The organism is Pseudomonas fluorescens, assembly GCF_019212185.1.
GTDB lineage: Bacteria > Pseudomonadota > Gammaproteobacteria > Pseudomonadales > Pseudomonadaceae > Aquipseudomonas.
In genome coordinates this window covers 2,081,072-2,106,495 of record NZ_CP078138.1, presented here as the reverse complement: position 1 = coordinate 2,106,495, position 25,424 = coordinate 2,081,072, and the positions used below count along the sequence as shown (strand labels likewise).

Below are 25,424 nucleotides of genomic sequence, written 5' to 3'. Positions count from 1 at the left end.
GATGCCGAATCAGCTTCGGCGTGGGGGTACTCGGTTAACGTCGCTACGGTTGCACAAGCCTTGCAGCTCAGAGAGCGTAGCCAACATCTGGATTGGCACCACCCGCAAACCCAGGCAGGTGCCAATCGTCGCCAACAGGCGTCAGCCGTGCATCCGGCCAAAACGACCGGACTGGAAATCGGCAAACGCCTGGTGAATCTCTTGCTCGGTGTTCATCACGAACGGGCCGTGGCCGACGATCGGCTCGTCGATCGGTTCACCACTGAGCACCAGCACCACCGCGTCCTGGTTGGCTTCGAGGCTGAGTTGGTCGCCGTCGCGCTCGAACAGCGCCAACTGCCCTTCACGCACCAGTTCCTGGCCATTGACCTGCAGCGTGCCGCGAAGCACCACCAGCGCGGTGTTGCGGCCTTCGTGCAGGTCGAGGGTCAGCAACTTGCCGGCATTCAGGCGGATGTCCCAGACATCGATTGGGGTGAAGGTCTTCGCCGGCCCTTGGTGTCCGGCAAATTCACCGGCAATCAGGCGCAGGCTGCCGGCCTGGTCCTTCAGGGCGATAGTCGGGATATCTGCGTCGAGCAGGGTCTGATAACCGGCGTCGGCCATTTTGTCCTTGGCCGGCAGGTTGACCCACAGCTGGACCATCTCCAGGGTGCCGCCGCTTTTGGCGAAATCTGCAGAGTGAAACTCTTCGTGAAGAATGCCCTTGGCCGCCGTCATCCATTGCACATCGCCGGGACCGATCTTGCCGCCACTGCCGGTGGAGTCGCGGTGTTCCAGTTCGCCCTTGTAGACGATGGTCACGGTTTCGAATCCGCGATGGGGGTGTTGGCCTACGCCACGACGCTCGGTGGTTGGGGTGAATTCAGTTGCAGCGGCGTGGTCCAGCAGCAAGAACGGGCTGATGTGTTTGCCCAGGCTGTCGTAGGAAAACAGCGTACGAACCGGGAAACCGTCGCCCACCCAGTGCGCTCTTGGGCTGGTGTAGATACCGATGATGTTTTTCATGGTGCCTCCGAAGGGGGGGGGTGAGTCAGAACATGGACAAAGCTTAATTGCGCACCCTTTGCTGCGATAGACTGCAAAAATTGCCCTTAGCGTTCTATTTGGAGAACGATGGTGGAAGACCTCAACACCCTGTACTACTTCACCGAAGTGGTGGAACACGGTGGTTTTGCCGCCGCCGGGCGAGCCCTGGACATGCCGAAATCGAAGCTCAGCCGGCGTATCGCCCAGCTCGAAGAGCGCCTTGGCGTGCGGCTGATCCATCGCAGCAGCCGCCACTGTTCGCTCACCGAAATCGGCCAGGCCTACTACCAGCGCTGCCTGGCGATGCGCGTGGAAGCGGAAAGCGCCGCCGAACTGATTGAGCGCAACCGCTCCGAACCCCAGGGCCTGGTGCGCATCAGTTGCCCGACTGCACTGCTCAATTCCTGGGTCGGGCCGATGCTGACCCGCTACATGCTCAAATACCCTTTGGTGGAGTTGTTCATCGAGAGCACCAACCGCCGCGTCGACCTGATCCACGAGGGTTTCGACATTGCCCTGCGAGTGCGTTTTCCGCCGCTGGAAAACACTGACCTGGTGATGAAGGTACTGGGCAACAGCACCCAGACCCTGGTGGGGCATCCGGCGTTTGCCGAGCGCCTGTCAAAGCCCGCCTCGCCTGCCGATCTAAGTGGCCTGCCGAGCCTGCACTGGGGTGCCGCACAACGGGAATACCAGTGGGAACTGTTCGGTCCGCAGGAGGCCAGCGCGCTGATCCGCCATCATCCACGGCTGGTCACCGACGACCTGATTGCCCTGCGTACCGCTGTGCTGGAAGGCCTGGGCGTCGCCCACTTGCCGGCGGTGGTGGTGCGCGACGACCTGACGGCCGGTCGCTTGATTGAACTGGTACCGGGCTGGGCGCCCAAGTGCGGGATTGTCCATGCGATCTTCCCCTCGCGCCGCGGCCTGCTGCCGTCGGTGCGGACCTTGATCGACTTTTTGGGTGAGGAATTCAGTCAAAGCGACATCGCCTGAGCGGTCGGTTCAGGCTGGACTCGTAACAGGCGCTCAGTCAGAGCGTGCGGGATGGCAGGGCTTTTCAGGGACTGACGGGCCGGGTGTTGAGGTAGCGATCGAGGCGCTGCATGGCGTCCTGAAGGTCTTGCACGGCCTGATCCAGCACGGCGCGGTCAACGGGCTCGTTGCAGGCCTGCTCCAGTTGCTCACAGCCAATGATCAAGTTCCGCGCATTGACCATCCTGGCTCCGCCCTTGATCCGATGGGCGAGGTCGAGCAAGGCACGCGGGTCACCCTCGGCATGCGCAGCCTGCAATTGCTGGTGGTCCTGGGCATTACTGGAGGCCACTTCCGCCAGCAGATTGTCCAGCAACTCGCGATTGTTTCCGGCGAGCGACTCCAGACTGCTGAGGTCGATTTCCGCGGGGCCATTGGCTGCCGGGGCTAACGAGGTCGGGGCTGTGGGCTGGGACGTGATACCTGCCAAGGCGGCGCTCAGGACTTGCAGGCCGATGGGTTTGAACAGGCAGTTATCCATGCCCGCCTGCAGGCAGCGGAGCTTTTCTTCCGGCTGCGCATTTGCGGTAAATCCGAGGATCAGGCAGCGCTTGCGGCCACGCTGCAGTTCCTCCTCGCGGATCGCCTGCGCCAGGGCATAACCATTGAGCCTGGGCATGTTGCAGTCAGTGATCACCACATCGAACGCCTCGTCACGCCAGCTTGCCAGCCCTTGTTCACCGTCGTTGGCATCGCGCACCCGATGCCCGAGATGGCCGAGTTGCTCGGCCAGCAGCAGGCGATTGGCCGGGTAATCGTCCACCACCAGCACATTCAGCGGGCGCGGGGACTCGACGGGCGTGTCGGCGGTTCCGGGCGCGTCCGCCAGCATCGCCAGGGCCGGCAGTTGCAGGCTGACTTCGATTCGCGTGCCCAGGCCCGGCTCGCTGCTCAACTGCAAAGTTCCACCCATCATTTCGCACAGGGAACGGCTGATCACCAGGCCCAGGCCGGAGCCGCCCCGAGCGTCCTGGCCATTTCCGGCAGCTTGTACAAACGGGTTGAACAGCCGCTGCTGATCGACGTCGCTGATACCGACCCCGCTGTCTTCGATCAGCAAACGCACATTCAACTGGCCGGCAAGCGTGCCCGGCTCGACGTGCAACGCCAGGCGAACGTAGCCCTCGCGGGTGAACTTGATGGCATTGTTCAGAAGGTTGGAAAGAATCTGCTTGAAACGCATCGGGTCGACCAGCGCGTCCTGGGGGCTGTGTACATCGTATTCGACTTGCCATGACAGGTTTTTTTGCCGTGCCAGTCCTTCGAATACCTTGCTGACCGACTCGACCAGCCCACGCAGATTGGCCCGTTCCGGGGTCAGGGACAAATGCCCGGACTCGATCCGCGAGATATCGAGAATATCGCCGATCAACTCCAGCAGATGCTGCGCAGCCTCGCTCGCCACCTCAATGGCCATCCGATCGGTCACGCCCTGCTCCGCCCGCTTGGTGGCCAACTCGAGCATGCCGATCAGGGCGTTCATCGGGGTGCGAATTTCATGGCTCATGGTCGCCAGGAACGTGCTCTTGGCGCGGTTGGCATCGTCGGCGTCGACCCTGGCTTGCTGCACCTGGTCCAGTAGCACCTGGCGCTTGCGAATCAAACTGCGCTGGTAGGTGATCCAGCCCACGGCCAGCAGCAACAACAACCCGGCCGCAACGAATCCCTGAATGATCGAGGTGCGATGCCGCGACCAATAGCTGTCATCGACCGGCAGCCCGCTGCGCCAGCGGCCGGCCAACTCGTCCATTTCTTCCGGCCCAATGCTGAGCAGGGCCTTGTTGAGGATCGAGTGCAGTTCAAGCGCGCCGCGCTGGGTGGCAAAACTGATGTGCACCGGCTCGGCCCCCACAGTGCTTGCCACTTGCAGCTTGCCGCGGTATTGCCTGGCGATGATGTAGCGAGCGCTGATCAATGAGTTCAATGCCGCATCGGCACCACCACTGGCAACCAACTCCATGGCCTGGGCGGGGCTGTCTACTTCGATGAAACGCACATCCGGCGCATGGCTCAGAATCAGCTCGCGCAGGGCGTTGCGCCCGACCACCGCCACGCGTTTTCCCGCCAGATCATTCAAGGTAATGGGCGCCTTGCTGCCCAGGGTGCAGACCAGTACGTAGGGGTTGCTCAGGTACGGCCGGGTGAAGCGCAATGTCTCTTGACGCTCGATACTGGGGGTAATGACCGCCATCAGGTCCAGTTGTCCGGACTTGAGTCGCTCGATCTGCTCGTTGAATGAGTCACCGCGCAATGCCTCGAACTTCAGACCGGTGCGCAGGCTTATGCGGTCCAGTACCTGGGCACTGAGGCCGCTGAACCGGGCATTTTCATCGGTAAAGGCCAGGGGCGCGAAATTCCCCATGAAGCCCACTTTGACCGAGGGATGTCGGTCCAGCCAACGCTGTTCACTGGCACTCAATTGCACGCGCTGGGCGTTGCTGAAATGGCTGCCGGCGCTCCAGCGGCGCAGGATGGTGGTGCGCTCCTGGTCCGGAATCGCCGCCAATGCGCCATCGATGATACGTCGCAGTCGCCTGTTGTCCTGCTGCAGCGCAAACCCGAATGCATTGACTTCCATGCGCGTGAATTGCGCCAGTTCGACGTTGCTCAGGTAGTTTTTGTTGATTAGGTAACTCGCGCTGATGGAGTCACCCAGGTAGGCGTCCGCGCCACCAAATGCCACGGCGCCCATGGCGCTCAAGGTTGAGGGATAGAGTTCCAGGCGAACATTGGGATAAGCGGCCTTGATGGTCTCGGGGCGCAAGTAGTGGTCGAGCATCGCCACCCGCAGATCGGTAAGATCCGCAGTCAATCGCGCACTGTCACCCACCCGACTCACCAGTATCGGAGCGTCCTCGGCGTAAGGGCGGGACATCGTCAACCCCGAATCTGCCGCTTCAAAACCGTTGGCGGAACCCAGCAGATCTATCTCCCCCTGTTTGAGTGCGACAATCGCAGCCTCACGGGACGGGTAACGCTTGACCTCGACCGGGGTCCGCAGCAACTGGGCAATCAGCGCCGCAAAGTCCGCCGTGACGCCTTCGAAATTGTGCTCGTTGATGGTGTTTTCAAAGGGCGGGTAATCCGGGGCCGAGGTGCCCAGTCGCAGGTGCCCCTTGTCCCTGAGCCAGCGCCAGTCCGCCGGGTTCAGTTCAACCCGATAGCCTTCGACGCTTGAGCGCCCCAACAGTTGCAGAGGCTCTGGTTCAGCGGCGGGAGCGGCATGGGACCACACCAGGCTGAGCAGCAATGGAACCCGCCACCAGGCACGCATCGACAAGCTTCCTCACAGTAGATGGTTGCGCTTGGCAAAATCCCTCAGGTGTACCAGGGACTTGACGTTAAGTTTGATGATCATTCGGGTACGGTAGGTGCTGACGGTCTTGTGGCTCAGGTGCATGTTCTCGGCAATTTCCTTATTGGTGGCACCTCGGGCAAGGGATTGAAAAATCGTCAGCTCGCGGTCCGAGAGCGAGTCGATCAGTTTTTTCTCGTCGACTTCCATGCTGCTCAGGTTTACCGAACTGGTATCCAGTCGAGGGAAGTAGGTATAGCCACTCATTAGCGCCTTGATGGCGTTACACAGCTCCTGCAGGTCATTGGTTTTTTCAACGAACCCCAGAGCGCCGGCCCGGGTGCAACGCTCGGCATAAAACCGCGGCTCATTGGCCGTGAATACCACGACCCGCGTCTGGACCTTGTCACGCTGCAATCGGCTGAGAAAGTCGAGCCCGCTGAGCCCGGGCATGTTCAGGTCCAGCACCACCAGCGTGGGACAATGCTGGCGCAGCAACAGTTGTGCATCGGCAGCGTTGGACGCCTCCCGGATGTCGTGGAAGAGCGTGCGGTGGTTGGCGTCCTTGAGTGCCCCAAGAACTATTTTCAGAGCGGCACGAATTACCGGATGATCATCGACGATCAACAGTGAGCTCATGTTTATTCCTGATGTAGTACGTGTGCCTTGGCTGGCACAGCGACTGCGCAATGACTATTGCACGACAAATGAGTACAGGCTACCTGTCAGATCTGACAGTTCCGACGAGCGGCAGCCTGCAACTGGGCAAACTCAGGCGCGCAAGCCCTCTTGTTGACGGGCGTTTGCACATGTGGAAAGAGGAAGGGGTGCGTCAACCCTGAGCATCAGGCTTTCGAGGGTTTCCTGATTCGGCAACACTGCCCGGGTCATCTGGACATTGTGCCACCGCGCCGCAGGCACCGGGTTCAATCCAGCCTGGCCGGCATCGTAGATCAGGGCGTGGCGGATCTGCAGGTTATCCTGGCAGAACGCCAGGGGATCCAGGCCAGTGCCCACGGTCAGCCCGGCATTGAAGATCACCAGGTCGAAGGCTTCGCAGCCGTACTCGACGACAGTGAGCAGCTCGGCAAGCGAGTGCACGGGGGCGATTCGGTAGTAACCAAGCTGGTTGAGGCCACGTTCGATTTTCATTCGATGAAAATGCTGTTCATCGGCGATCAGGATACGCAAGGCTTTATTCGGCATAGGTGACGGACTCTGCAATGACGATGGGGCTGGCTAACACCCTGCCCTTTCAAGAACCTGTAAGACTAAGGACAATGCCCACGGCTTTCTGTAGGACTATTCCGAAAGAAACAGTTCCATTGACCACCCTGTTTTTTAATCGATCCGCATCCCATGCAGCCAGCGCATAGCACAGGGCGGCGCATCCGGAGGATGCCTACTACTCGGTCGTACTCGGACTCCAGAACGCCTGCTGCACCAACGGCGACAGGCTCAGCCGCGCCACCAGCGCATCCAGTTCGTCGCCGTCGACAGAGGTCGTGGCCAAGGTCGCCTCGATTTCCACTTCGTCACTGCCAAAGGCATGCACATCGACATCGCTGGCCGGATAGTTGCTGCGCTCAAGTTCGGCTTCCAGCAAGGCAAAAACCGCTTTCTGCGTCGAGCGTCGGGCGATGACGTAAACGATATTCGTGACCTCGGCAGACACCACATCCATCGGCTGGCGGTTGATGTTGTTGACGATAGGTCGCAGCAAGGTGTTGGCCGCCAGCACAAATAACGTGCCCAGCAGCGCTTCGAGGACCAGGTCGGCGCCGGCGCACGCCCCCACCGCCGCCGATGCCCACAGCGTGGCGGCAGTATTCAGGCCGCGTACGTTGCCCTCTTCACGCATGATCACCCCAGCGCCGAGAAAGCCGATCCCGGAGACCACGTAGGCCACCACGCGCACCGCGCCTTCGGCACCGCCCAGGCGGTTGGCCATGTCGACAAAAATTGCCGCACCGACCGCCACCAGCACATTGGTGCGCAGGCCCGCCGTGCGTTGCCGGTACTGACGCTCGAAGCCGATCAGGCCTCCGAGGATGAACGCGGCGCTGAGGCTGACCAGGGTGTCGACCAGCGAATTGAGGTTGATGTTGTTGATGGCTTGCATGGCGCTATTCCTTGCCTCGATACGGTGGCAACGGGGAGACCAACAGCCAGATACGGCCGAGCGCTGTCCCGGCACCATGGGCCAGGGCAAGTGTCGATGAAAGGGGCAAAGGGAATCGGCCGCCTGGGACCGGGATCGGGATGCCGCTGTTCGCTGTTTTTCAGCGCGACAACGGCAACAGGGATTGCGCGTTATCTTGCCGAGAAGGTGCCGGTCAGCAAAACCGGTCGACAACTGTCACTCGAACAAGTACCCACTGTGGGTCTCCGCAATTAATGAAAACGCGCGCAGCTTACGCCTCCGGTTTATTTGAGTAAACCTATGAAACAGGCAGCCTTTGACCATTCCCCGGAGCGTTCAGCGAGGGTTCAGCCGCCGGCTGCACTGACGGCGAATCAGGACGCCTGGTTTTGCGGCTTGTGGGCAACAAAACGCATCATCCACTCGGCAACCGTGGTGCCATGATGGTCCTGGGCCAGGCTGGCCACGCCCTTCTGATAGATCTGTTCGCCAAGAAATTCCTGGCGGATATCGAGCAACGCCCGCGAATAGTCGTGAATGAATTCCGGGTGGCCCTGGAAGCACAGCACCTGATCGTTGATATGATAGGCGGCGTACGGGCAGAAATCGCTGGAGGCGATCACCGTGGCGTTTTCCGGCAACTGAGTGACCTGATCCTGATGGCTGATCAATAACGTCAACTCTTCCCGCACCGGACTCATCCACGGCGCTTTGGCCGCCAGTTTATAGCTGTGAGTGCCGACGCCCCACCCCTGGGTAGCGCGTTCACTCTTGCCACCCAGCAGCAGGGCCAGCAATTGATGGCCGAAACACACACCCAGCAGCTTGTCGCCACGCTCGTAACGCGCCAACAGGTAGGTGCGCAGGGTTTCGATCCAAGGGTCGGTGCCGAACGAATCGGCCTTGCTGCCGGTAACCAGGTAGGCATCGAAGCTCAGGTCGTCGCTGGGGTATTCGCCCTGCACCACGTTATAGACGGTGAACTCGGCAGCGATCGGCTGTTGGGAAAACAGACGCTGGAACATCTGCCCGTAACCCTGGTATTGATCGACCAGTTCTGGACGCAGGTTGTCGGTTTCCAGAATGCAGATGCGTAGCGACATAAAAAATACCTGACACGATGATGGGAATAATGAACACCCCAGAGCCTGCCTCGAAACACCGTGACAAGGCAAGCCCTCCAATCCCCATCATGCGCTTAAAACAGCTCGCCCCGCGACGCTTTCGCCAGCAGCAACGCCGGCGGGGTGAAGCGTTCGCCATATTGCTCGGTCAGATACTGGCTGCGCGCGACGAAATCCTTGACCCCATACTGGTTGATGAACTGCAGCGCCCCGCCCGTCCAGGGCGCAAAGCCGATGCCGAAAATCGAGCCGATGTTGGCGTCCGCCGTCGACATCAGCACGCCCTCCTCGACACAGCGCACGGTTTCCAGGGCTTGTACGAACAACAGGCGGTCGCGCACATCCTTGGCCGGGATTTGCCGGTCGGCGCGCTCGAAACGCGCTTTCAGCTCAGGCCACAGGTGCTTCTGCGCCCCTGGCGGATAGTCATAGAAACCCGCGCCGGCCACCTTGCCTGCACGCTGATACTGGTTGAGCATCAGGTCGATCATGGCGAACGCCGGATGACTGGGCAGCGGCCGGTCTTCGGCCTCCAGGTCTTTGGCGGTCTGCTGGCGGATATGACTCATCAGGCTCAGCGAGACTTCGTCGGAAATCGCCAGCGGACCGATGGGCATCCCGGCCTTGCGCGCCTCGGTTTCGATCAACGGCGCGGCAACCCCCTCGCCAAGCATGGCAATCCCTTCGTTGGTGAAGGTGCCAAAGACTCGCGAGGTGAAGAAGCCGCGACTGTCATTGACCACAATTGGAGTCTTTTTGATTTGCAGGACAAAATCGAAGCCTCGGGCCAGGCTCTCGTCGCTGGTTTGCGCACCTTTGATGATTTCCACCAAAGGCATCTTGTCCACCGGGCTGAAGAAATGCAGGCCAATGAACTTGCTCGGATCCGGGACTGCCCGGGCGAGGCCGGTGATCGGCAAGGTCGAGGTGTTGGAGGCGATCAGCGCCTGGTCACCGACCACCTGCTGCGCCGCCGCCGAAACCCTGGCCTTGAGTTCGCGGTCTTCGAAGACGGCTTCGATAATCAGGTCGCAACCCGCGAGATCGGCATCCTGGGCAGTGGGCTGGATGCGTGCCAGCGTGATATCGCGTTGCTCAATGCTGAGCTGGCCACGGGCAACCTTCTTGTCGAGTAATGCCGCCGAATGCGCCTTGCCCTTCTCGGCCGCCGCCAGATTGATGTCCTTGAGTACCACCTCGATCCCGGCGACGGCGCTGACATAGGCTATTCCGGCGCCCATCATGCCCGCGCCCAGCACCCCGACCTTGCGCGTCACATAGGGGGCAAAGCTCTGAGGCCGCGAACCGCCGGCGTTGATCTGGTTGAGTTGGAACCAGAAGGTCCCGATCATGTTCTTCGCCACCTGGCCGGTGGTCAGCTCTGTGAAGTAACGGGTCTCGATCAACTGCGCGGTGTCGAAATCCACCTGCGCGCCCTCGACCGCCGCACAAAGGATCTTTTCCGGGGCTGGCATGCAGCCCTGGGTCTTGCTGCGCAGGATCGACGGGGCGATGGCGAGCATTTGCGCGACCTTGGGATGGGAGGGCGTGCCGCCGGGAATCTGGTAACCCTTCACATCCCAGGGTTGTTGCGGCGCGGGGTTGGCCAGGATCCAGGCGCGGGCCTTGGCCAGCAGCTCGTCACGATCAACCGCCAACTGATCCACCAGCCCAGCCTGCAGGGCTTGCGCCGCCCGCACCTTCTTGCCTTCTAGCAAATACGGCAGGGCTTTTTCCAGTCCCAGTTTGCGCACCATGCGCACTACCCCACCGCCGCCTGGCAACAGGCCCAGGGTCACTTCCGGCAGGCCGATCTGCAACGAGGGATGGTCCAGTGCAATCCGATGATGGCACGCCAGGCAGATCTCCCAGCCACCGCCCAATGCCGCACCGTTGATCGCCGCCACGACGGGCTTGCCGAGGGTTTCCAGGGTTCGCAATTGTTGCTTGAGCTCCAGCACCCGGTCGTAAAAGGCCTTGGCGTGCGCCTTGTCGACCTTGATCAGCTCGTTGAGGTCGCCGCCGGCGAAAAAGGTCTTTTTCGCCGAGGTGATGATCACCCCGGCGATCGATTCCTTTTCCGCCAACAGACGCGCCACACACGTGGCCATGGCTGCGCCGTACGCCGCGTTCATGGTGTTGGCGCTCTGGCCGGGCATGTCGATGGTCAGCACCACGATGCGGTCCTGGCCTGCTTCGTAACGAATGGCTTCATTCATGGAACAGTTCCTCGCAGTCAGGGGGCTCAAAGGCGCTCGATGATGGTGGCGATACCCATGCCGCCGCCGACACAGAGTGTGGCCAGGCCATAGCGTTGCTGGCGCACCTCCAGTTCATCAAGCAAGGTGCCGAGAATCGCGCAGCCGGTAGCACCCAGCGGATGACCCAGGGCAATCGAGCCTCCGTTGACGTTGACCTTGGCCGGGTCGACGGCCATGTCCTTGATGAACTTGAGCACCACCGAGGCGAAGGCTTCGTTGACCTCGAACAGATCGATGTCTTCAACCCGCAACCCGGCCTTGGCCAAGGCCTTGCGCGTCGCTGGCGCGGGCCCGGTGAGCATGATGGTCGGGTCGGTGCTGGTGACGGCGGTGGCGACAATTCGCGCACGCGCCTGCAAACCCAGGGCTTTGCCCTTGGCTTCGGAGCCAACCAGCATCAGCGCAGCGCCGTCGACGATCCCCGAACTGTTGCCCGGCGTATGCACGTGGTGAATCCGTTCGACATGGCTGTAGACCCGCAGCGCGGTGGCGTCGAAACCCATCTGGCCGATCATTTCGAAACTCGGCTTAAGCTTGCCCAGGCCTTCGAGCGTCGAGTCGGCGCGAATGAATTCGTCATGATCAAGCAACACAATGCCGTTCTGGTCCTGCACCGGCACCAGGGATTTGCTGAAGGAGCCATCTGCCCGGGCGCGAGCCGCCTTGAGTTGGGATTGCAGGGCGAAACGGTCGACGTCCTCGCGGCTGAAGCCTTCAAGCGTGGCAATTAGATCAGCGCCGACGCCCTGCGGAGTGAAGTGCGTGTGCAGGTTAGTCTGTGGGTCCATCGCCCAAGCCCCACCGTCGCTGCCCATGGGGACCCGCGACATTGACTCGACGCCACCGACCACCACCAGGTCCTCGAAGCCGGAACGCACTTTCATCGCGCCAAGGTTGACCGCCTCAAGGCCCGAGGCACAGAACCGGTTGATCTGCACGCCGGCGACGCTGACATCCCAATCGGCCACCAACGCGGCGGTCTTGGCGATGTCAGCCCCCTGATCACCCACCGGGGTGACGCACCCCAGGACGATGTCATCGACCTGACTGGTATCCAGTTGCGTGCGCTGTTGCAGCGCCGCCAACAGACCGGCCAGCAGACTCACCGGTTTGACGCTGTACAGCGCACCGTCGGCCTTGCCACGGCCACGGGGAGTGCGTATCGCATCGAAAATCAAGGCTTGGGTCATGACATCCTCGTAGGGCCAGGCAGGCAGCAGGTCAATGAAACGTCACCTTATGCCGTGCGACGTTGGATTCAATGACTCAAGCGCTCAATAACCTTGACGTCGACGCTCAGACGAACGGTAGTCAGCTATCGGGTTAACCGTTTCAGGACGGCGGACTGTCTAGCAAAAGGGCGGCACAGCAGCTGGCAATAGGCCTTATGCGCTTTTAGAAACTTTCCGCACCAAGCTGATATGAAATGGATCTAAACCGCAGCCCGTGCGGCCCCTAAGGTAAGAGTACGAGGTTGTCGTCGGGTTTTGCCGAGGCCCCCGTACCCAGAGAAGTAAGAAAAAGCGCTTTGCCGTCATGGAGAAATGCAGGCAAGCATTCGACGCTCAGGAAATAACAAAAAAGGCGGTCAGCCATGTTCAAACAACCAAAAGTGCGTCAAGCCGGGCTCATTCTGTTCGCCACTACCCTGCTGCTGATTTTGCCGAACCTGACGAAGGTCATCGGATAAGCCAGCGCCCACAACTTATGCTCTCCTACGCAATATCTGCTGTGTCCGCTGTTCGAGCTATCGTGCCTGTGCCAACCTTCACGGCATAACCACGACCGGATGGCGATCACGTGAAAACCCTACTCTTCCTTGCCGCCCTGTTGCTTGGCCTGCCTTTACAGGCCGCGCAACTGGTGCTGGACCTGGGCAACGGCAGCCGCACTTGGCAGACCCGGGAATTGCTGCAATTGCCGCAGGCGCGAACCATCACCGTCACTGACGATGTCTCCTACAAACGCGACATGCAGTACCGCGCCGTACCGCTGGCGGTCCTGCTGGCGGGTATCAAGGATTCGGACCACTTGCAGGCCGTGGCCCTGGACGGTTTTGCCGCCGAACTGCCAGCCGCACCGCTCATGAATACCCAAGGCGCAAAGGCATGGCTGGCCATCGAGGACCCGGCGCAACCCTGGCCGCCCCTGGCGAGCGGCAAACCCAGCGCAGGGCCGTTCTATCTGGTGTGGACCCACCCGGAAATCGGGCATATCAGCCCTGAACAGTGGCCCTTCCAGGTCGCCAGCATCAAGCGCCTGGCTGCCGTTGCCGAACGCTTCCCTGCCCTGCTGCCTGACCCGGCCCTGGCCGCCAATGACCCAATCAATCAAGGCTTCGCCCTATTCCAGAAGAACTGCTTGGCCTGCCATCGCCTTAATGGCGCGGGGGACGCGCAATTCGGTCCGGACCTGAACATTCCCTACAGCCCCACTGAATATTTCGGCGCCGAATTCCTCACCCGCTACATTCGCGATCCGCAGAGCCTGCGCCAATGGCCGCAGGCGAAGATGCCGGGCTTCTCCACCGCGGTGTTGCCAGACGCCGAGTTGCAGATGCTCGTCGACTATCTGCGGCACATGGCCGGGCGCAAAACCAATCCCTGATGGTCGACTATTGCTGCTGCACGGTGATCACCGGCAGCGGCATGGGCGAGACAAGTACCTTGGCGTGCATCTGCTCGTAGCCGCCGCCGCGACGCATCCCGCGCACCGGGCAGGCGTCCAGGTAATCGAGGCCGACTGCCAGCTTCAAATGACGCTCCGGCCGGGCCAGTTGGTTGGTGACGTCGAAGCTGTACCAGGCATCGTCGATCCAGGCTTCGGCCCAGGCATGGCTGGCCAGATGCTCGCTGTTTTCACTGTACAGGTACCCCGACACATAACGCGCCGGAACCCCGAGACTGCGGGCGCAGGCGATAAACGCGTGGGCGTGATCCTGACAGACACCTGCGCGTCCGGCGAAGGCGTCCGCGGCGCGGGTTTCCACCGCGGTAGAACCAGGTGTGTAGGTCATGTGTCGGTTCAGACCGTGCATCAGGTCGATCAGCGCGCTGCGGTCTCGCCGTTGCTTACACTGCTGTTCGGCGAATGCACGCAAGGCCTCATCCGCCTCGGTCAAGCGGGTGAACCGGAGAAAGGGCAACGCCGATTGCTGTTCGTGTTCAGCCTCGCGCTGCTCATCAATCTCGACCAGCCCGCGCGCGCCAATGATGATCGCATCGTGCGGTTCGTCCAGCGTCAGCACATGCAGGATATTGCCGAAGGGGTCGAGTTGGGCGCGCACCGGTCGCGGCAGCTCCAACTGCCAACTGAGTACGTGCTGGCGCTCGCTGTCGTGGGGCGTCAGGCGCACATACTGAATGCTCGCTCGCACCTGATCATCGTAGTGGTAGGTGGTTTCGTGGCTAATGGAAAGTCTCATGCCGCCTCCAGGTAGGAACTGTGTATGGCGTTGCCCAACTGGCGCACCAGCGGGATGAACTCGTTCAGCCAGGCGTGCAGCCCTTCGTCGAGGATTTCGTTGATTCCGGTGTAGCGCAGGCGTGCGTCCATTTCCGCCGCGAGGCGTTGCGCCGGCCGACCGTTGATACCGGGAAGCTGGGCGAGGATCTGATCGATCTCCTCGGTGCAGGCGCGCAACGAACGCGGCACGTCGGCCCGCAGCAACAACAGCTCGGCGACCTGACGGGCGCCCGGTGCATCGCGATAGATTTCGGTGTAAGCCTCGAATGACGACAACGCCCGCAACAAGGCGCTCCACTGGTAGTAAGCGTGAGCAGTGCCATCACTGACGGCTTCCGCCTGGTCGCCGGCCATTTCGTAGCGCGCATCCAGCAGTCTCAGGGTGTTGTCGGCGCGCTCGACGAAGGTCCCCAGACGAATGAAACGGAAGGCATCGTTGCGCATGATGGTGCCGTAGGAGGCACCGCGAAACAGGTGCGAACGCTCCTTGATCCACTCGCAAAAGCGGCTCATGCCATAGCGACCCAGGCCCTGCTCGGCAATGCCGCGTATTTCCAGCCAGGTCGCGTTGATGTTTTCCCACATGTCGGCGGTAATTCGCCCACGCACTGCATGCGCACTGGCCCGCGCCGCGCCCAGGCAGCTGTAAATGCTGGCGGGATTGGCCGCATCGAGGGCGAAGAAGTGCAGCAGGCGCTCGGCGTGCAGCGCCCCGTGGCGCTCCAGGTAATCGTCCAGTGTGCCGGTGATCAGCAAGGGCATTGCCAGTTCATGCAAGCCGTCGCCGCGGCCGTCCTGCGGCATCAGCGACAGCGAATAGCTGATGTCGAGCATCCGTGCGAGGTTTTCCGCCCGCTCCAGATAACGCGACATCCAATACAGGTCCGAAGCAGTTCTACTCAACATGGCAAGTTTCCTTCAATCCTCGACGACCCAGGTGTCCTTGGTGCCACCACCCTGTGAGGAGTTGACCACCAACGAGCCCTCACGCAGCGCGACTCGGGTCAATCCGCCAGGCACCACGCGGGTTTCACGCCCGGACAGGACGAACGGCCGCAGGTCGATATGGCGCGGCGCGATACCGTTTTCGACAAAGGTCGGGCAGGTCGACAGCGATAACGTCGGTTGGGCGATATAGGCGTGCGGCTTGGCCTTGATCCGTGCCCGAAACAGTTCGATCTCTGCGGCTGTCGCAGCGGGGCCGACCAGCATGCCGTAGCCCCCGGACCCCTGGGTTTCCTTGACCACCAACTCCGGCAGATGGGCCAGCACGTGTGACAGCTCCGATGGATTGCGACACTGCCAGGTCGGCACGTTTTGCAGGATCGGCTCTTCGTCGAGGTAGAAACGAATCATCTCGGTGACATACGGATACACCGACTTGTCATCTGCCACTCCGGTGCCGATGGCATTGGCCAGCACCACGTTACCGCTGCGATAGGACGACAGCAGCCCCGGGACCCCGAGCATTGAATCCGGATTGAAGGCCAATGGATCGAGGAAGGCATCGTCGAGGCGTCGGTAGATCACATCGACGGCCTTCGGCCCATCCGTGGTGCGCATGAAGACTTTGTCATCACGCACGAACAGATCCGCGCCCTCCACCAGTTCCACGCCCATTTCCCGGGCAAGGAAGGCGTGCTCGAAGAAGGCACTGTTGAAGCGCCCCGGGGTCAGCACCACGACACTGGGGTCATCGATGGGGCTGGAGCTTTTCAGTGTGTCGAGCAACAGATTGGGATAATGATCGATGGGTGCAATACGCTGCGCGGCGAACAACTCCGGGAACAGGCGCATCATCATCTTGCGGTCTTCGAGCATGTAGCTGACACCGCTGGGGGTGCGCAGGTTGTCCTCGAGCACGTAGTAGGTGCCATCGCCGTCGCGTACCAGGTCGACGCCAGAGATATGCGAGTAGATATCGCGATGCAGGTCCAGACCCTGCATGGCGAGCTGGTATTGCTCGTTGGCCAGTACCTGTTCCGGGGCAATAATGCCGGCCTTGATGATCCGCTGCTCGTGGTACAGGTCGGCGAGGAACATATTCAGGGCCTTGACCCTTTGTATGCAGCCACGCTCGACGATGCGCCACTCGCTGGCGGGAATGCTGCGGGGGATGGTATCGAAAGGAATCAGGCGCTCGGTGCCCTGCTCGTCGCCGTAAAGGGTGAAGGTAATACCGGCGCGATGAAACAGCAGATCGGCCTCGCGTCGGCGTTGTGCCAACAGCTCGTCAGGCGTTTCGGCCAACCAACGGGCGAATTCCCGGTAGTGCGGACGGACCTGGCCACCCGCGTCGTACATCTCGTCAAAATAGGTGCGGATCATGCCGTACTCCTTGTCACTCGGACACTTTGCCTTCGCAAGGCCCGTGCCAGCGGCAATAACCCTTCAATTTCAATAGGTTGCTTGATGACGCCGCAAGCACCGCACCATTCCTGTGCAGTGGATGCTCCAACCTGAACGCCAACGCTCCACGGAATGGCAATGAGGATGGCTATTAGGAGCATAGCCACAGTTCATTTCACTGCTCGCCGGCGCTTGCCGATAATTGTCCTACCTCGCAGAACGCAGCTGTCCGACAGCGTTCTGCCCACCTCTCTTCCCTTTTGGCCACCTGCTCAGGTGGCTTTTTTTTATCCGGCTTTTTCCTGCCCATACGAAAACGGCTGACCCAAGGGTCAGCCGTCGCTGCATAGTGTCGCTGTTCATGATGTTATGCGAGTTGCCCTCGTACCTCGTGCTTGACACCCCAGCCCTCGATAATCCCACCCAAAGGCTCTACCACCGCTTCAAAGTCCTGTTCAAAATCGCCGATTCCGCCATAGGTGGCGAACATCACCTTACTCAGTTCCAGATACCAGGCGCCGTCGTCACGCACACTGATCTGTGCATTCAAGGACTCACCGCGAAACTGCCCTGCCGCCCTGCGTGCCCGCTCCTCGTCGGGGAAAATGGCGTAGAACTCGATGGGATGGAACCGTGAAAAATCAAAACCGCCTTCTTTCATGCGGCGCAGCACGCTGCTGCTGATGTCTTCTTGATAGGCTGTGCTCATGAAACGTCCTCCGCAATCAGATGGATAGACTTTCCGTACTCCCTGCACCTTTCTGGCGAGTGCTGCGGCAACCCGGTTGCCGCCGGGAAACAAGCATGTAGCTGACAAGACCAGACCTTAGCGATCCATTCGCTGATCTCGAATGCAGAGTAGCCCCAAGTCAGAGCGGCTGCCAAGGCCTGAATCGGGAGGGGTCAAGGAATCGGGGTGATCGCGAGGATTTGAATGCTGTTCTGGGTTTTAAGGCTTTTGACCGTCGGTTCGGCGGTGCGACCTTCCAGGTCATTGAGATCCAGCTCGGCCGAAACCGGGAGCAGTTTGGCGCGAATCAACTGTGCCGCCTTTTCCATGTCCGGTTTTTGCTCGCAGTCGAATTGCTCGACGCTTTGCTCACCGTGATCATCAACAAAGGTGATTTGCCACTTTTGCATCGCTGCCTCCTCGGCAAAGCCCGCCAATGGGCTTACCTGTATCTCGACCGCGAAGGATCGGAAATCGTTCCCGGCGTCAGCAGCGCCGGAACGGAAAAACCCGTTCCGGCACAGGATGCTTATTTCTCGGCGCGCGCCTTCAAGGCCTTGAGGGTTTCGAACGGGGCATCGACCACGAACTTGTTGGCAACCATTGCCGGTACGCTGCCACCTGGCTCGGTGTGCACTTGATAAGTCACTTCGACCTGATCGCCCTTGGGCACGAACTTCCAGAAGCCTTTAACCTGAGTAACACGAACGAAACCTTTCTCTTCGGGAATGTACTTGGGCACGCCTTCGAGGTTGCGGGTCAGGCTGCCATCGGCGTTCTCGACGGTGGTCACGTGCAGCACCGAATCACGCGGGGTGACAGGCCACGGCGTATTGAATTGGGTGTAGGTCCAGCTCTGGTCGCCTTCATGCTTGAGCAGCTTCTGCATTTTGCACTCATGAATCCAGGTGCAGGCACCCGCCACGTCTTCCTGCAACGCGCGCAGCTTGGCGACCGTGGTCTTCATCAGGGTCACGCCCTGGTAAGACTTGTAGTCGGAGCCCGGGATTTCACTCAGGGAAATCTTGATCCCGTCTTCATTCTTGGCGACTTTCCAGTCTTCAGCCTGAGCCATGGTCGAGGCCAGCACGGCGGTCAAACCACACAACACAGCGATACGATGCAGCGAACCCATAGTCTTGTTCCTTATTGTTGAAGTTCCGTTCGTTGAACACACTACGCCGCGGTCATCTGCTCCCACCATCCGATCAGCGTGATGGCCTCTTCCTGGCTGGTGCCACAGACTTCGATATCCGCCTGAAACGCACCGCAGACTGCCGGCCGCTCGGGTTGACCGAAAATCCTGCACAGATTATCGACAGAAAGTTGCACACAACGTTCGCCCGCCGGCTTGCCATTGGGCATGCCCGGGATCGGGGTACTGATGGAAGGGGCTATGCAGCAAGCGCCGCAGCCTTCTCGGCACTGCATGACGACAACCTCAAGATGGGTAATGTGTTGAATGACGGGGACAAGAGTACGCCCTTAAACAGCCGTTTGAAATTGTCTGTCCAAGGGTTTTTCGCGCATTTGTGCGTGACCGGTCAGTCTTGCGACAAAGTCTCTGGCCGGCAGGTCACACCTGCCGTCGGGTTTTACTGATTGAACTGGAATTCCAGGGCTGCACCCTCGATTTCCCGATGATCTTCGTTGCGCATCTGCAACTGCAATTCGTTGGAAATCAACCGGCCATTGAGCTGAAATTTACCGTCTTCCTTAGGTTTCTCGCCAAACAAGGGCGGCAACAATGGCGTGCGTTTTACGAGTGGAACCGAACCCAGCGGCTGCAATTGCCTGACCATCTCGGGCGGCAAGCTCAGATCGACTTTGGTGGACGGCAAGTCAGTGGTTCTCACCAGTTCGCTGGCCGATTTTGATTTCGAGGCAATGGGTGGACGCTTTTTCTGCGGGGCAGCTTTTTTCGTGGCGTCGTTTTTTTTCACTGGTACCGCTTTTTTTACCGACTGCTCCCGGGGCGTGGCAACCGGCTTGTCTGCAGCGTTGGCAGCCAAAATGAAGCCCCCATCGAAGACACTCAGCAGACAGGCCAACACCATACCAATGGGGAAAATCGCTTTCATGAGCCTTACAGCACTAACGGCAGAGGGCCATATGCTCGCTTGTTGGAGGACCGCTGACAAGCAGGTAATGCCAGTCAATCTCAAAAACCACTGGCTGTTTCCTGGCACAGCTGTGTGGCCAGCATCCCCAGGGTCATCAACGTCCGTTCGGCCTCCCGATTCCACGGGATCCCGCAGTTGAGCCGAATACAGTGGTTGAACTGTTCGGTGTTACTGAAAATCAGCCCCGGCGCGATGCTGATCCCCTGCTGCAGGGCACGCACGTGCAGTTCCTGAGTATTGACCCGCCCCGGCAAACTGACCCAGAGAATGAAGCCGCCCGTGGGTCGGGTCATTTGCGTGCCTTCCGGGAAGTACTGCTGCACCGCCAACTGGAACGCACTGAGGTTCTTGCGGTACTCCTGACGGATGTAGCGCAAGTGCCGGTCGTAACCACCATTCTCCAGGTAAGCGGCGATCGCCATCTGCGTGACGCTACATGCCGAATGGGTGCTGAAGGTCTGCAGACGCTGAATTTCCTGCTGATACTTGCCGGCGATCATCCAGCCGATGCGCACACCGGGTGACAAGGTCTTGGAAAAGCTCGAGCAGTAGATCACCCGATCCAGCCGGTCATAGGCCTTGAGGGACTTGGTGCGCCCCTGCTCGAACATCAATTCGCCGTAGATATCGTCTTCGACCACCTGAATGTCGAAATCCGAGGCCAGGCGCAGCAGTTGTTTCTGCCGTTCTTCCGGCATGGTTCCACCCAGCGGATTGCTCAGGCGCGTGGTCAGCACCAGCGCCTTGATCGACCACTGGTTGGCCGCCAGTTGCAGAGCCTCCAGACTCATACCCGTGGACGGGTCGCTGGGAATCTCGATGACCTTGAGTCCCAGCAGATCGGCCAATTGCAGCAGGCCGTAATAAGTGGGTGATTCAGCGGCGATAAGGTCGCCCGGGCGAGTCAGCACTCGCAGGGACATCTGCAGGGCGTCGACACAGCCGTGGGTAATGACCACTTCAGAGGGATCGACCACCACCCCTGCATCGCGCATGCGAATGGCTACCTGACGGCGCAGCGGCTCAAAACCCGGGCTGAACATGTAGCTGAACGCCCGCGGGCTGTGAAAGCGCGTGACCTTGGCCAACTGCTGGTGCAATGCCCGCACCGGCAGGTAATCGACACTGGGCACCGCAGCACCCAGGGGAAAGACCCCTTCACGACGGGACTCCACCAGCACCTGCTGGATGATGCTGCTGCGTGTCACCAGCCCCGGCCGTTCGACCCGGGCAATGTCCGGCGTCGGCGCGGTGAGCGCGGGGGTCTGGTGCACGTAGTAACCCGACTGCGGACGCGCGCGAATCAAGCCCTGGTCTTCCAGGTTGGCATAAGCCTGGAGCACCGTGGCATGGCTGACGTTGAGTTGCGAACTCATTTTGCGCACCGAAGGCACACGTTCGCCGGGCTGATAGACGCCGCGCCGGATATCCTCAGCGAGCTGCTGAGCGATACGTTGATAGAGCAGAAGATTGGTCATGACGCGGCACTCGATTGCACGGGCGTTTTATTTTTGTAGGTACAGTTTCAGCACAGTTTCAAAGTGTACGGGAACAGTTACCACAATAATCGAGCGTACCGCCCAGTGTCAGCAAAAACTGTACGGTTTTGTGCACCGATTGGCAGGCGAAAAAAAACCCGGCGTCTCAAGGAGAGCCGGATTTTCCAGTAACGCTGACCTTAGCGGGCAGCGCCGAGCTGGCCTTTTTCGTCGGAGAAAACGATTTCGACGCGACGATTCTGCGCCCGCCCCCGCTCCGAAGCATTGGCTTCGACCGGGTATTCATCACCATAGCCTTCGACTTGAATGCGTTTGTCGTCAATGCCCAGGTCCATCAGCATGTCCGCTACCGCCTGGGCCCGATCCCGGGACAGTTTGCGGTTTTCCTGCTTGCCACCGGTGCTGTCCGTGTAGCCCTCGATGCGCACCACACGCTTGGGATTGAGCTGGAGGAACTGGACGATCTTCAGCACAGTGCGATTGGCCGAGCTTTTCAGTTCAGCCTCACCGGTGTCGAACAGCACATCACCGAGGGTCATCACCAGACCGCGATCAGTCTGGGTCGTGGCCAGGCTGATGATCTGCTCTTCGAGCCATTTACCCTGCTGTTGCACGCTCAGCAGCTTGGCCTCGCGCAACGCCAGTTGCAGGCGCTGGCGCTCCAATTCGAGCTTGGCGGCACGTTCCTCGTTGAGCGCTTTCTCGGTGTGCTGACGGGCGATTTCGCTGTAGCGCTGGCTGAGGTAGGCATAGTGCTGCACGTCCGCACCGCTGCCCCAGTAGCTCGATAGACGATCGGCGCGGGCCAGCGATTCGCCGGCACGGATCACGTCCTTGGGCGCAATGCGCAGGACATTCGAATCCTCCTTGACCTTCTGGAAGTCAGCGTTGGCCTGTTGCAGGGAAGCATCGCTGTGCTGCCCCGCGCAGCCGTAAAGACCGATCAGCAACAGGCTGCCGAGCACACCCATTTTCGCATTCATTGAGCGTCCCCCAGTTGCTTGCGCAGGCGGGCAATACGGGTGTTGAGCACGTTCAGCTGTTCCTCGCTCTTGAGGGTCAAAACCTTGGCTTCGGCCAGCCGCGCATCCAGCTCGGCCTGTTCGGCCTGCATGCGGGCATCCTTGAACGATTGGTCGGCCATGTCGGCCTGGGCCTGGGTGTATTTGCCCTCGGCCAGTTTCAGCTCGGGCACTTCATCGGCCGTGGCACCCACGGCGGTGGCCTGCTCCAGGGTCTGGGCGGTCAGGCGCATTTGCTCATTCGGCGCCGGATCGGCGGCACAACCTGCCAGAGCCACAACGGCCAAGGCAGCGAAAAGAGGTCGAATAGTCACTAAAAATCCCTACTGTTTTAAGGCGCTGACGGGCTGTTTCAAATGTGCTTTCCAGCGCTCCAGATTGCGCTGCAGCACGGCCTCCGTCAGACCGGACGCGGGCAATTCTGTCATCTTTTTGGCCAACTGTCCGCGCAACCATGGATCGTTGCACGCCGAGTTGTGGGAAATGGCCAGGTACAGCCCAGGTTTATCTACTGCAGGCGAGTAGGCTTCAACGTCCTTGGCAATGCCCAGGGTCTGAGTCATGGCCATGCCCGCGTAACGACCGGCGAGGACAAACTCGACCTCACCCAGCACCAGCTTCTGGAATGCCTGAGTCAGGTTTGGCGTACTCACCAGGGTCAGTTGAGACTGGGCGAACGCCTCGAAATCCTGGGTCAGTCGCGCTTGCTGCGACAGCGCACCGACATGCCCGATCAAGTCCTGCGCCGTCGCGTAATCCAGGGTCGAACCATTGCGGGTCCAGACCAGATAGTCGTTGCTGGTCAACGCCGGGTGAATGTAGTCCAACGCCTCCAGTTGGCGGGTGGTCAGCGAGGCGTCAGCGAGCATGTCCATGCGCCCGCTGCGCACTTCCTCCAACGCTTCGGAGCGCTTGCCGGCATAACGCAATTCGACCTTGAGCCCCAACTCCTGGGCTACTTGCTGCAGCAGATCGGCATTGGCACCGATCAGGTGCGTCGGGTCCTGCGGGTCTTGCCACAGGTACGGCGGCGCATCGGGGCTACCGGTGACCACCAGCCGCTCGCACTTGCCGGCGGCGCTCGCCACAACCGGCAACAGTGCCAGGCCCAGGCACAGCGACCGGCCACTCCAGCGACGCAAATCCATGGCGTATCTCTCCCCGGTAAAATCGTCGAAATAAAAAAACCCGGCCAAATGGCCGGGCTCTTTATAAGTGAAGCCGCTGGATTAGACCAGCTTCTCCAGCTCAGGGATGGCTTCGAACAGGTCCGCCACCAAGCCGTAATCGGCCACCTGGAAGATCGGCGCTTCTTCGTCCTTGTTGATCGCAACGATCACCTTGGAGTCTTTCATGCCGGCCAAGTGCTGGATCGCGCCGGAGATACCGACGGCGATGTACAGCTGTGGAGCAACGATCTTGCCGGTCTGACCGACCTGCATGTCGTTGGGTACGAAGCCTGCGTCCACTGCCGCGCGGGAAGCGCCAACAGCAGCGCCCAGCTTGTCGGCCAGGGCGTACAGGTGTTTGAAGTTATCGCCGTTCTGCATGCCGCGGCCGCCGGAAACGACGATCTTGGCAGCGGTCAGGTCCGGACGATCGGACTTGGCCAGTTCTTCACCAACGAAGCTGGAAGTACCGGCGTCGTGAGCAGCAGCCACCGATTCAACGGCAGCCGAACCACCTTCAGCGGCAACCGGGTCGAAACCGGTGGCACGCACGGTGATCACTTTCACTGCAGCGTTGGACTGTACGGTCGCGATGGCGTTACCGGCGTAGATCGGACGCTGGAAGGTGTCAGCGCTGACCACGGCGATGATCTCGGAGATCTGGTCAACGTCCAGCTGCGCGGCAACGCGTGGCAGGATGTTTTTGCCGTTGGAAGTAGCGGCAGCCAGGATGTGGCTGTAGCCCTTGCCCAGCTCGGCTACCAGCGGCGCAACGTTTTCCGGCAGTTGGTGAGCGTAGGCAGCGTTGTCGGCCACCAGTACTTTGCTCACGCCAGCGATTTTTGCAGCGGCCTCAGCCACGGCACCAACGCCCTGACCCGAAACCAGTACATGCACGTCACCACCGATTTTGGCGGCAGCGGCCACGGTGTTCAGCGTAGCCGGGGCCACTGCTTTGTTGTCGTGTTCAGCGATTACCAAGATAGTCATGATTAGATTACCTTCGCTTCGTTTTTCAGTTTCTCGACCAGTTCAGCCACCGACTTGACCTTGATACCCGCGCTGCGTGCAGCAGGCGCTTCGACTTTCAGGGTTTTGTTGGTGGAGGCGGTGGAAACGCCCAAAGCATCAGGAGTCAGCGTTTCAAGCGGCTTCTTCTTGGCTTTCATGATGTTTGGCAGGGACGCATAACGCGGCTCGTTCAAACGCAGGTCGGTGGTGACGATCGCTGGCAGTTTCAGGGAAACCGTCTGCGCGCCGCCGTCGATTTCGCGAGTCACGGCAACGCTGTCGCCATTGACTTCGACTTTCGAAGCGAAAGTGCCCTGACCGTAGCCGCTCAGTGCAGCCAGCATCTGGCCAGTCTGGTTGTTGTCACTGTCGATGGCTTGCTTGCCCAGGATCACCAGCTGTGGCTGTTCCTTGTCGACAACAGCTTTCAACAGCTTGGCAACGGCCAGGGAAGTCAGATCTTCGGCGGATTCGACGAGGATGGCGCGGTCGGCACCCAGAGCCAGCGCGGTACGCAGTTGCTCTTGAGCGGTGGACGGGCCGATGGAGACGACGACGATTTCAGTCGCAACACCCTTCTCTTTCAGGCGTACGGCTTCTTCCACTGCGATTTCGCAGAAAGGGTTCATCGACATCTTGACGTTAGCGAGATCGACGCCGGAGTTGTCCGCTTTGACGCGAACCTTGACGTTATAGTCGACCACTCGTTTGACAGCTACAAGAACCTTCATGGATTCCTCGTTACTCTCCGGTGAAAAGAAAGTCGCCTAGGCGAACCTGGTGGTTGAGCTCAACGGCGCAAGGGCACCTCTAAAAACGCCGGCAGTGAATGGGTGACTCCGCTCACGGGCTCAATGACCGTTCGTCAGGGGTGACTGACGAGTCATTGCCTTGCATGGCGTGTAAACTGCGCAGCGAACTCTTTCTGCACGTCACCTTGTATTGCCTTCGCCCTGTCTTTAGAGGTGCTCTTGAAACCAACAGCCAGCCTACGGCGAGCGCAAAACCGCCCGTATCTTGACCGGAACACCCATTCCGGTCAATACGGCAAAACGGTCAGTTATCAGCCGCGCGTCTTTGATTTATCAGGCTTCCAGCAAATTCAAACAAACGTTTGTATTGGACGCTGAGAGTGGTGTAGATATAATGCGCCACCCAGAGAGAAGGGT

At 60.2% G+C, this 25,424-nt stretch carries 24 protein-coding genes; 2 read left to right on the top strand and 22 right to left on the bottom strand.

The window, feature by feature from the left end:
- Window positions 1-141: 141 nt before the first annotated feature.
- On the bottom strand, window positions 142-1,008 hold the full coding sequence (locus KW062_RS09460; protein ID WP_027618734.1) for a pirin family protein: 867 nt from the start codon (window positions 1,006-1,008) through the stop codon (window positions 142-144).
- 108 nt (window positions 1,009-1,116) lie between these two features.
- Between KW062_RS09460 and KW062_RS09455 the strand changes: the two genes are divergently transcribed.
- Window positions 1,117-2,025, top strand: a complete 909-nt coding sequence (locus KW062_RS09455; protein ID WP_105755896.1) for a LysR substrate-binding domain-containing protein — start codon at window positions 1,117-1,119, stop codon at window positions 2,023-2,025.
- Between the two features lie 64 nt (window positions 2,026-2,089).
- On the opposite strand, the gene KW062_RS09450 is transcribed toward KW062_RS09455, so the two are convergent.
- The 7 genes from KW062_RS09450 to KW062_RS09420 all read right to left on the bottom strand — a co-directional run bounded on the left by KW062_RS09450 (window position 2,090) and on the right by KW062_RS09420 (window position 12,077).
- Window positions 2,090-5,338 carry a transporter substrate-binding domain-containing protein gene (locus KW062_RS09450; RefSeq protein WP_105755895.1) on the bottom strand — a complete coding sequence of 1,083 codons (3,249 nt, stop codon included), beginning with the start codon at window positions 5,336-5,338 and terminating at the stop codon, window positions 2,090-2,092.
- Window positions 5,339-5,350: 12 nt separating this feature from the next.
- On the bottom strand, window positions 5,351-5,998 hold the full coding sequence (locus KW062_RS09445; RefSeq protein ID WP_027618731.1) for a response regulator transcription factor: 648 nt from the start codon (window positions 5,996-5,998) through the stop codon (window positions 5,351-5,353).
- Between the two features lie 132 nt (window positions 5,999-6,130).
- Window positions 6,131-6,565 (bottom strand): hypothetical protein, encoded by a 435-nt coding sequence (locus KW062_RS09440; RefSeq protein ID WP_027618730.1) that lies wholly within the window; start codon window positions 6,563-6,565, stop codon window positions 6,131-6,133.
- A gap of 199 nt (window positions 6,566-6,764) precedes the next feature.
- Window positions 6,765-7,481, bottom strand: a complete 717-nt coding sequence (locus tag KW062_RS09435) for an MgtC/SapB family protein (RefSeq protein ID WP_027618729.1) — start codon at window positions 7,479-7,481, stop codon at window positions 6,765-6,767.
- 395 nt (window positions 7,482-7,876) lie between these two features.
- On the bottom strand, window positions 7,877-8,605 hold the full coding sequence (locus KW062_RS09430; RefSeq protein WP_027618728.1) for an amidotransferase: 729 nt from the start codon (window positions 8,603-8,605) through the stop codon (window positions 7,877-7,879).
- A gap of 95 nt (window positions 8,606-8,700) precedes the next feature.
- Complete coding sequence (locus tag KW062_RS09425; protein ID WP_105755893.1) at window positions 8,701-10,845, bottom strand: 3-hydroxyacyl-CoA dehydrogenase NAD-binding domain-containing protein; 2,145 nt, start codon at window positions 10,843-10,845, stop codon at window positions 8,701-8,703.
- A 26-nt stretch (window positions 10,846-10,871) separates the two neighbouring features.
- Window positions 10,872-12,077, bottom strand: a complete 1,206-nt coding sequence (locus KW062_RS09420; protein ID WP_105755892.1) for an acetyl-CoA C-acetyltransferase — start codon at window positions 12,075-12,077, stop codon at window positions 10,872-10,874.
- A gap of 610 nt (window positions 12,078-12,687) precedes the next feature.
- Here KW062_RS09420 and KW062_RS09415 point away from each other — a divergent pair.
- The gene (locus KW062_RS09415) at window positions 12,688-13,494 is read left to right on the top strand and encodes a c-type cytochrome (protein WP_105755891.1); all 807 of its coding nucleotides are present in this window, start codon (window positions 12,688-12,690) and stop codon (window positions 13,492-13,494) included.
- A gap of 7 nt (window positions 13,495-13,501) precedes the next feature.
- Here the strand turns inward: KW062_RS09415 and KW062_RS09410 are convergent, their stop codons facing one another.
- From KW062_RS09410 to KW062_RS09345, 14 genes are all read right to left on the bottom strand, one after another.
- Complete coding sequence (locus KW062_RS09410) at window positions 13,502-14,311, bottom strand: transglutaminase family protein (RefSeq protein ID WP_027618724.1); 810 nt, start codon at window positions 14,309-14,311, stop codon at window positions 13,502-13,504.
- A complete protein-coding gene (locus KW062_RS09405) occupies window positions 14,308-15,258 on the bottom strand; it encodes an alpha-E domain-containing protein (RefSeq protein WP_027618723.1) in 951 nt (316 codons plus the stop codon). The genes KW062_RS09410 and KW062_RS09405 overlap by 4 nt, the downstream gene beginning before the upstream one ends.
- A gap of 12 nt (window positions 15,259-15,270) precedes the next feature.
- A complete protein-coding gene (locus KW062_RS09400) occupies window positions 15,271-16,680 on the bottom strand; it encodes a circularly permuted type 2 ATP-grasp protein (protein ID WP_027618722.1) in 1,410 nt (469 codons plus the stop codon).
- 388 nt (window positions 16,681-17,068) lie between these two features.
- Entirely contained in the window at window positions 17,069-17,410 is a 342-nt protein-coding gene (locus KW062_RS09395) for a ribonuclease E inhibitor RraB (RefSeq protein WP_027618721.1), read from the bottom strand.
- Between the two features lie 194 nt (window positions 17,411-17,604).
- Window positions 17,605-17,841 carry a hypothetical protein gene (locus KW062_RS09390; protein WP_027618720.1) on the bottom strand — a complete coding sequence of 79 codons (237 nt, stop codon included), beginning with the start codon at window positions 17,839-17,841 and terminating at the stop codon, window positions 17,605-17,607.
- A gap of 119 nt (window positions 17,842-17,960) precedes the next feature.
- Entirely contained in the window at window positions 17,961-18,566 is a 606-nt protein-coding gene (locus tag KW062_RS09385) for an START domain-containing protein (RefSeq protein ID WP_105755890.1), read from the bottom strand.
- A 41-nt stretch (window positions 18,567-18,607) separates the two neighbouring features.
- Complete coding sequence (locus KW062_RS09380; RefSeq protein ID WP_027618718.1) at window positions 18,608-18,862, bottom strand: YkgJ family cysteine cluster protein; 255 nt, start codon at window positions 18,860-18,862, stop codon at window positions 18,608-18,610.
- Between the two features lie 164 nt (window positions 18,863-19,026).
- Complete coding sequence (locus tag KW062_RS09375) at window positions 19,027-19,512, bottom strand: translation initiation factor 2 (RefSeq protein WP_027618717.1); 486 nt, start codon at window positions 19,510-19,512, stop codon at window positions 19,027-19,029.
- An 80-nt stretch (window positions 19,513-19,592) separates the two neighbouring features.
- The gene (locus tag KW062_RS09370; protein WP_027618716.1) at window positions 19,593-21,032 is read right to left on the bottom strand and encodes an aminotransferase-like domain-containing protein; all 1,440 of its coding nucleotides are present in this window, start codon (window positions 21,030-21,032) and stop codon (window positions 19,593-19,595) included.
- 200 nt (window positions 21,033-21,232) lie between these two features.
- Window positions 21,233-22,036, bottom strand: coding sequence for an OmpA family protein (locus KW062_RS09365; protein ID WP_027618715.1), 804 nt, complete (start codon window positions 22,034-22,036; stop codon window positions 21,233-21,235).
- Window positions 22,033-22,389, bottom strand: a complete 357-nt coding sequence (locus tag KW062_RS09360) for a DUF4398 domain-containing protein (protein ID WP_027618714.1) — start codon at window positions 22,387-22,389, stop codon at window positions 22,033-22,035. Before KW062_RS09360 ends, KW062_RS09365 begins: the two co-directional genes overlap by 4 nt.
- A 9-nt stretch (window positions 22,390-22,398) precedes the next feature.
- Entirely contained in the window at window positions 22,399-23,223 is an 825-nt protein-coding gene (locus KW062_RS09355; RefSeq protein WP_027618713.1) for a substrate-binding periplasmic protein, read from the bottom strand.
- Window positions 23,224-23,304: 81 nt separating this feature from the next.
- Complete coding sequence (locus tag KW062_RS09350) at window positions 23,305-24,234, bottom strand: electron transfer flavoprotein subunit alpha/FixB family protein (protein ID WP_105755889.1); 930 nt, start codon at window positions 24,232-24,234, stop codon at window positions 23,305-23,307.
- A gap of 2 nt (window positions 24,235-24,236) precedes the next feature.
- The gene (locus KW062_RS09345) at window positions 24,237-24,986 is read right to left on the bottom strand and encodes an electron transfer flavoprotein subunit beta/FixA family protein (protein WP_027618711.1); all 750 of its coding nucleotides are present in this window, start codon (window positions 24,984-24,986) and stop codon (window positions 24,237-24,239) included.
- Window positions 24,987-25,424: the final 438 nt, after the last annotated feature.

What these genes read in the sequence shown, in the direction of transcription:
- KW062_RS09355 (WP_027618713.1), bottom strand. Translation starts at nt 23,223, where the DNA reads ATGGATTTGCGTCGCTGGAGTGGCCGGTCGCTGTGCCTGGGCCTGGCA.
- KW062_RS09375 (WP_027618717.1), bottom strand. Translation starts at nt 19,512, where the DNA reads ATGAAAGCGATTTTCCCCATTGGTATGGTGTTGGCCTGTCTGCTGAGT.
- KW062_RS09430 (WP_027618728.1), bottom strand. Translation starts at nt 8,605, where the DNA reads ATGTCGCTACGCATCTGCATTCTGGAAACCGACAACCTGCGTCCAGAA.
- KW062_RS09370 (WP_027618716.1), bottom strand. Translation starts at nt 21,032, where the DNA reads ATGACCAATCTTCTGCTCTATCAACGTATCGCTCAGCAGCTCGCTGAG.
- KW062_RS09365 (WP_027618715.1), bottom strand. Translation starts at nt 22,036, where the DNA reads ATGAATGCGAAAATGGGTGTGCTCGGCAGCCTGTTGCTGATCGGTCTT.
- KW062_RS09345 (WP_027618711.1), bottom strand. Translation starts at nt 24,986, where the DNA reads ATGAAGGTTCTTGTAGCTGTCAAACGAGTGGTCGACTATAACGTCAAG.
- KW062_RS09455 (WP_105755896.1), top strand. Translation starts at nt 1,117, where the DNA reads ATGGTGGAAGACCTCAACACCCTGTACTACTTCACCGAAGTGGTGGAA.
- KW062_RS09400 (WP_027618722.1), bottom strand. Translation starts at nt 16,680, where the DNA reads ATGATCCGCACCTATTTTGACGAGATGTACGACGCGGGTGGCCAGGTC.
- KW062_RS09425 (WP_105755893.1), bottom strand. Translation starts at nt 10,845, where the DNA reads ATGAATGAAGCCATTCGTTACGAAGCAGGCCAGGACCGCATCGTGGTG.
- KW062_RS09445 (WP_027618731.1), bottom strand. Translation starts at nt 5,998, where the DNA reads ATGAGCTCACTGTTGATCGTCGATGATCATCCGGTAATTCGTGCCGCT.
- KW062_RS09435 (WP_027618729.1), bottom strand. Translation starts at nt 7,481, where the DNA reads ATGCAAGCCATCAACAACATCAACCTCAATTCGCTGGTCGACACCCTG.
- KW062_RS09410 (WP_027618724.1), bottom strand. Translation starts at nt 14,311, where the DNA reads ATGAGACTTTCCATTAGCCACGAAACCACCTACCACTACGATGATCAG.
- KW062_RS09420 (WP_105755892.1), bottom strand. Translation starts at nt 12,077, where the DNA reads ATGACCCAAGCCTTGATTTTCGATGCGATACGCACTCCCCGTGGCCGT.
- KW062_RS09405 (WP_027618723.1), bottom strand. Translation starts at nt 15,258, where the DNA reads ATGTTGAGTAGAACTGCTTCGGACCTGTATTGGATGTCGCGTTATCTG.
- KW062_RS09450 (WP_105755895.1), bottom strand. Translation starts at nt 5,338, where the DNA reads ATGCGTGCCTGGTGGCGGGTTCCATTGCTGCTCAGCCTGGTGTGGTCC.
- KW062_RS09395 (WP_027618721.1), bottom strand. Translation starts at nt 17,410, where the DNA reads ATGAGCACAGCCTATCAAGAAGACATCAGCAGCAGCGTGCTGCGCCGC.
- KW062_RS09385 (WP_105755890.1), bottom strand. Translation starts at nt 18,566, where the DNA reads ATGGGTTCGCTGCATCGTATCGCTGTGTTGTGTGGTTTGACCGCCGTG.
- KW062_RS09350 (WP_105755889.1), bottom strand. Translation starts at nt 24,234, where the DNA reads ATGACTATCTTGGTAATCGCTGAACACGACAACAAAGCAGTGGCCCCG.
- KW062_RS09380 (WP_027618718.1), bottom strand. Translation starts at nt 18,862, where the DNA reads ATGCAGTGCCGAGAAGGCTGCGGCGCTTGCTGCATAGCCCCTTCCATC.
- KW062_RS09390 (WP_027618720.1), bottom strand. Translation starts at nt 17,841, where the DNA reads ATGCAAAAGTGGCAAATCACCTTTGTTGATGATCACGGTGAGCAAAGC.
- KW062_RS09460 (WP_027618734.1), bottom strand. Translation starts at nt 1,008, where the DNA reads ATGAAAAACATCATCGGTATCTACACCAGCCCAAGAGCGCACTGGGTG.
- KW062_RS09440 (WP_027618730.1), bottom strand. Translation starts at nt 6,565, where the DNA reads ATGCCGAATAAAGCCTTGCGTATCCTGATCGCCGATGAACAGCATTTT.